The organism is Mycobacterium timonense (assembly GCF_025821985.1).
Classification (GTDB): Bacteria; Actinomycetota; Actinomycetes; order Mycobacteriales; family Mycobacteriaceae; genus Mycobacterium; species Mycobacterium avium.
Map to the genome: position 1 here is coordinate 1 of NZ_JACKSY010000061.1, position 5,346 is coordinate 5,346.

Here is a 5,346-nt window from a genome sequence, read left to right on the forward strand (position 1 = left end):
CTATAACCGACGCCGACGCCATTCAGCCCTCGATATGATGGCCCCGGTCGACTTCGAAGACCGACTCACTCAGACGGCAAAAGCCGCCTGACCCTGTGTCCACTAAACGGGGTCAAGCCCACCGTTGTCTGCCAAGCCGCGTTAGCGACATTGAGTTCGGGATGTTGTTTGAAGTAATCAGCCGCTCGCTGGAGGACATCACAGACATCGACGGTGTCGCCGTCTCCCTCGAACGAAGCCACAAGAGCGACGCGCGCTTCAGCGCCGAACGCGTTGTTCAGACCAGCGGCGACTCGCTGATACTTCAGGACTTCATACTCGGGCGTGCCCACCCGCGGTGCTTCGTCGGCCACTGTTGTTCACATCGATTTCCATACGACAGGATCAACACTAGCCCCGGCACGCGACCATGAAAGACGATGCGCAAATGTGTACCGCTGAGAGCGGAAACGGCAATGCGAACACTGATAATGATCTGGAGGTGCCAGCCGACCTCCTTGGTGTCCTCGATGAACTGATCGACAAGCTGCCCACATTCGATACTGGGACAGGCTGCCAACGCTGGGTGACGTGGCTTGCGCGCAGCCGACAACGTATCGCTCGTGGAGATCCGCACGGAATCGATGAACTCCTGTCAGCATACGGAGGTATGGGCAGTTTCAATGACCTGGAACTCAACGATGACCTTGACCGATTGCGGTCTCGTGCGCGGCAAATCGCTAGACGAACCAAACGTGAGCTCGATGCCCGGGATCATGAGTGACACTAGGGGAGGGGCCACCAACCCGCCTCGCGCGGACCTAAACTGTTGGGCGACAGTCGATTCCAGACTGCGGAGGGGCAGGCGGCAATTCGGCGGTTGGTGTCTGAGGGGGTGATGCCGAATTGCAGATTGGCAGCAGCCCGGCGCGGACCAAGTACCGCAGCTCATCTGTCGCAGTCTCAAGTGACCCGTCACCCGTCATCGCCTGGAGTTGAGCACGTTTATCGGGCTGAAGATCGTCTATGCGCATCAGTCTGCATTGGTTCGGCGACTGGCCATAGCGGATCTCTGAAAGGCCGTCATTGGCGCTGAGGCACGCTTGTATGAATGGGCGGTTCAGATGGATGCCCAGAATCGAATCCCTCGGACCTTGCATGATCGTCACTGCGCCTTGGTAGTCGGCGACGTAATAGGTATTGCGGATCAAGGTCCGCGCGACGCCAAATGTCGCCAGTGCCAACAACATCACAACGGCAACGATCTTCAAGCTTCGTTTGCGGCGTTTCAGTGTGTTTGGGGAAGCGGCCTGTGGACGCCGCAAGTGAAAACGAGAGCGTGAGGTGTTCGGAAAAGGTCTAACCTTGCTAGAACCCTGCCCGGTCCACAACATAGTGCCCACGGGGGCCGTTGCCGATAGAACTCGGCCACCAAGCTGCTGTGACGCCGGCCAAGGCTGCGAATCAACTGGAACATCCGCTGCATACGCCGGGCCGGCCGTAACCCACGGACACGTCTCCCGAACCACTGCTGATGCTGCAGCGCGGGGAGCAACCGCGGCGCTCGGCTCTCGAAGAGCTTCCACGAATTCCAAGCAGCTCTGAAACCGCGCGTCAGGGTCCTTGGCGAGCGCACGCGCGAAAACCGCGTCCAGATAGTCAGGAAGTCCGGGCCTGCGGGCGGTAATCGACGGCGGCGCCTGCGTCGAGTGGGCTGCTATCAGCGCTGCGATGCTGCCAGCGGCGAATGGCGGCGCACCGGTCAATAGCTCGAATGCCGTGCACGCCAACGAATAAATGTCAGCGCGGTTATCCAGGATTCGACCTTCGAGAGCCTCTGGCGAGATATAAGCCATGGTCCCGATCGCCACCCCAGTTGAAGTCAACGAGGTCGATTCACCAACGGCTTTAGCTATCCCGAAGTCAGCTAGCTTGACGACCTCCAGGTGGTTGTCACGCCCTAACTCGACCAGGATGTTGGCGGGCTTCACATCGCGGTGAGTAATCCGATGCTCGCCGTACGCATAGTCCAAGGCGGCCCCAGCGCCGGCGATGATCTGTACCGCCAAATCCAGTGGAAGGGCAGATCGTGTTTTCAAGAGGCGTGCGGCGTCCTGGCCGGAGACGTATTCCATCGTCAGCCACAACTGACCGTCATGGTCGCCGCGATCGTAGATCGTGATGATGTTCGCATGCCGAAGCGGCGCCAAAAGATCGGCTTCCCGCATAAATCTACCGCGGAACTCCTGGTTACGGCTGACCGTAGTATCTAGGAGCTTGAGCGCGTCCTGGCGCGGCAAACGCGGATGCTTAACCAAGAACACCTCACCCATCCCGCCCGCGCCGAGCCGCCGGACCACCCGGTATTCGCCGATGTAGTCGGTGTCCCCGCCCACACACCGAGTTTCGCATATTCGGCCGAAGCCGAGCGACGGCGTTCTTGCGGTTGTAGGCGCGGATGAGGGCGTCGCCGACATCAGCGACGCCCTCATCTCTGGGCAGGGTCTTTTACCGGCCTGGTGTGTATGCGGCTGGGAGCGGGTTCGGCGCGACCGGTGTGCGGTCGAGCGTGAGGTGCCACTTGTCCAGCCACGGCTCCACAAGCTCGGCGACAGTTTCAGAGCCGGCGTCATTGGTACGGATGGCGATACCAACGGCGGTGGCAGTGCCGTCGGCGTTGCGGTAGTACACCGGTCCACCCGAGTCGCTGACAGCCGCCTTCGCGGTGAAGGCCACCTTAGAGGGAGTCACTTCGGTGATTGCCCCACACTGCAGCCCGGTAGCCAGCCCGAACTTGCACAGTGTCTGCCCGACTTCCAGCCGACCGGGATTCGCTACGCCAGTCACTGGCCGGATCCCGACGATTCGGGTATCTATCGGGGCAGATGCGTTCAGCCCAATCAACGCGATATCGGAAGCCTCGCCGACATTGCCCTGGTTGACACTGTCATCGGTGAAGCTGCCGATGAAGTCGTATTTCCCGGCAGTGTTCTTGTAGGCGACGGGGCCGCCGTGATCGCAGTGTCCGGCGGTCAGGAACCCGGGCCGACCCGTGTCAGTGTGAACGAGGAAGCCCGCACTGCATGTGTCGCCGCCGGGCGGCGTGGCGTTGTAGGTGGCCAGACCGATGCCGGGCGCGATGGCAGGGGTTGGAGGTAGCGGGGGAGTAGCTGCGGCGGTGGTGGCGGTGGCCAGCGCGAGCAGGGCGCCAGTCACCGCCGCGGCTGCGGCTTTGATTGCTCGCATGGCGTCTGCCTCCTCCCCGCGCAGGTACATACCGACCAAGGCTCAGTCATTATCCCTTATTCCGGGGCTCGTCGGTAGCGTGTTGCGCCGAAGGTGTGTGACCTGCGGGTTCAGCCACTTCTCGCGGCCTGCTGTTGGCGTGTTCGTGTTGGTTGTGGCGCTTTCCCAGGCTTTAGACTGTGTGCTAAGCGACGATGTGTCGCGGGGGCAACCGGTCTGGTGGTAGGGGGAAGCTCAGATGACCGATGTCGACAAGTCCCAGTCGGATGGTGCCGACGAGGTTATCGGCGACAACTGGCCCACTGACAGCGCCGATGATGCTGCGAACGCGGCTGATGAGCAGCGGCGCATCGCCGCCCAGATGGACGAAGCCGGGCGTGCTGCAGCCCAGGGTAAGGCCTACGCGTCCCAGGAGATGGAGGGGGCGGCGGCCGAGGCGTTGGCGGCAAAGTACGGGATACATATGGGGCAGTTCGCTGATCGGTTGCAGGCGCATCTGTATACGGCTGGTTGGTTGTCGATGTTGGCGATGGCGATTACGTCGACGAAGCAGGCGATGAATGCGGCGGTGGACGGGCACTTGCCGGTTCACATGGCGCCTAAGGCGGACTTCTTTGATGGCCTGGTCGGTAACTCTAGTGCCAAGACTCAGGCGCAGAAGGACGCGAATTTGAAAACCGCGCGGGAGGCGGTACAGGCGGCGAAGCAGAATCTTGAGCACGTCAAGACGCAAGTCGCGCTTGGTATTTCGTCTGGAATGAAGCCGCCGCTGGTTCCCTCGTTGCCGAAGAGCGGTCAACAAGCGCCGACGACGAAGGACACGAGGGATGTCGCGCCAGGTGGGTTGCCGGGTGATGCTCCTCCAGCGGCCGCGCCTGCTCCTGGTGCGTCGGCGCCGGGTGGGCCTAGCACCGGCACGCCAGGCCCAGGGGGGATAGGGGCGCCAAGCGCGCCAGCGCCGGTGTCGCCGTTGGGTGGTTCGGCTGGGAGGGCGCCTGCGGCGACGTTGCCGCCGCCGACGTTGAATGACCTGCCGGCCGGCGGTAGTTCGGGGCTGGGCGGCTCTCCGATGGGTAGTGGGTCGCCGTTTGGGGGCTCGCCGATGGGCGGCATGCCGATGGGCGGCATGCCGGGTGGGATGCCGCAGATTCCGCAGATGCAGCCGCCGCAGATGCCGCAGCTGCCGACGCAAACACCGGGCAATGACATCGCCAAAACCGTTGGGGACACGGTCGGCAAACTGGCCGGGGCGCATAACGGGCAGCCGATCTCATCAGACACCCTGGGCAAGCTGCTGGACGCCCAGCGCGGCGATGGCGCCGGCCCCGGGGGTGCTGGTGGTTTGGGTGACGATAAGGGCACCGTGGTGAAAAACGACGACGGCACCCTGGTCGATGACGGGAAGAATGGGCATGGGTTAAAGCCCCACACACCTGGCCCCGGGCTGGGTGGGCCGGCGGGTGGGCCGACCGACCCTTATAGTGCTGAGAATCGCAATCCGTCGTTGAACAATCCGGCGGGCCCGCAGGTGACGGGTCCGCCGTCGCCGGCGGCGCCGACGGTGACCCCGCAGCCGCCGGTGGTGTCGGCGCCGATCACCCAACTGTCGGCTGATGACGCCACCCCACCCCCGGCCGCCGCGCATACCACGGCCGCTGCGGGCGGGGACCCAACCCAGGCCGCGACACACACCGCAGCCAACGGCAACGGCTCGGTGACTGCGCCGCCGCCGGGTGGAGCTAACGGTGCCCAACCCGCCGCCGCTCAAAACCAGCAGCAGCCGTCGTCGTCGGGTGTTGGGGGCGCGTTGGGTGCCTACCCGGGCGGGGCCGGTTTCGCTCCGCTGCCGCCGGCGCCGCCGATGTCACCGGCGATGATGGGCGGCGGAGCGGCGATGCCCGCGGCGTTGGGTGCAGCCGCGGTCGGAGGGGCGGCGGCGACCCCGGTGATCATGCCCGCCAAAACCGCCACCACATCGACATCGTCGAACACGGGTCGGGCGCTGGCGGCCGATCCGGCCGCGGCGGCCTCGGTGGAGCGGATCACCGTGTTACCGCCCGAACACGCGGTGGCCCATGAGCATTTGGCCGGTGTGGTCAAAGCGCTTCGCGACCGCCCGGG

The 5,346-nt window shown here is 63.9% G+C and carries 5 protein-coding genes; 2 read left to right on the forward strand and 3 right to left on the reverse strand.

The genetic code is table 11. The features are described from left to right. Positions 1-65: 65 nt before the first annotated feature. Complete coding sequence (locus H7I87_RS15270; RefSeq protein ID WP_142277441.1) at positions 66-353, reverse strand: hypothetical protein; 288 nt, start codon at positions 351-353, stop codon at positions 66-68. A 56-nt stretch (positions 354-409) separates the two neighbouring features. On the opposite strand from H7I87_RS15270, the gene H7I87_RS15275 reads away from it, so the two are divergent. Then, positions 410-763: a DUF6966 domain-containing protein gene (locus H7I87_RS15275; protein ID WP_139800271.1), complete on the forward strand. Its 354-nt coding sequence runs from the start codon at positions 410-412 to the stop codon at positions 761-763. A 37-nt stretch (positions 764-800) separates the two neighbouring features. Here H7I87_RS15275 and H7I87_RS15280 read toward each other — a convergent pair whose 3' ends face one another. After that, on the reverse strand, positions 801-2,375 hold the full coding sequence (locus tag H7I87_RS15280) for a serine/threonine-protein kinase (protein ID WP_244179187.1): 1,575 nt from the start codon (positions 2,373-2,375) through the stop codon (positions 801-803). A 112-nt stretch (positions 2,376-2,487) separates the two neighbouring features. After that, complete coding sequence (locus H7I87_RS15285) at positions 2,488-3,225, reverse strand: chymotrypsin family serine protease (protein ID WP_083071833.1); 738 nt, start codon at positions 3,223-3,225, stop codon at positions 2,488-2,490. Positions 3,226-3,463: 238 nt separating this feature from the next. Here H7I87_RS15285 and H7I87_RS15290 point away from each other — a divergent pair. Next, positions 3,464-5,346 (forward strand): hypothetical protein (locus tag H7I87_RS15290; protein ID WP_264002755.1); only part of this gene is annotated, 1,883 nt, incomplete at its 3' end.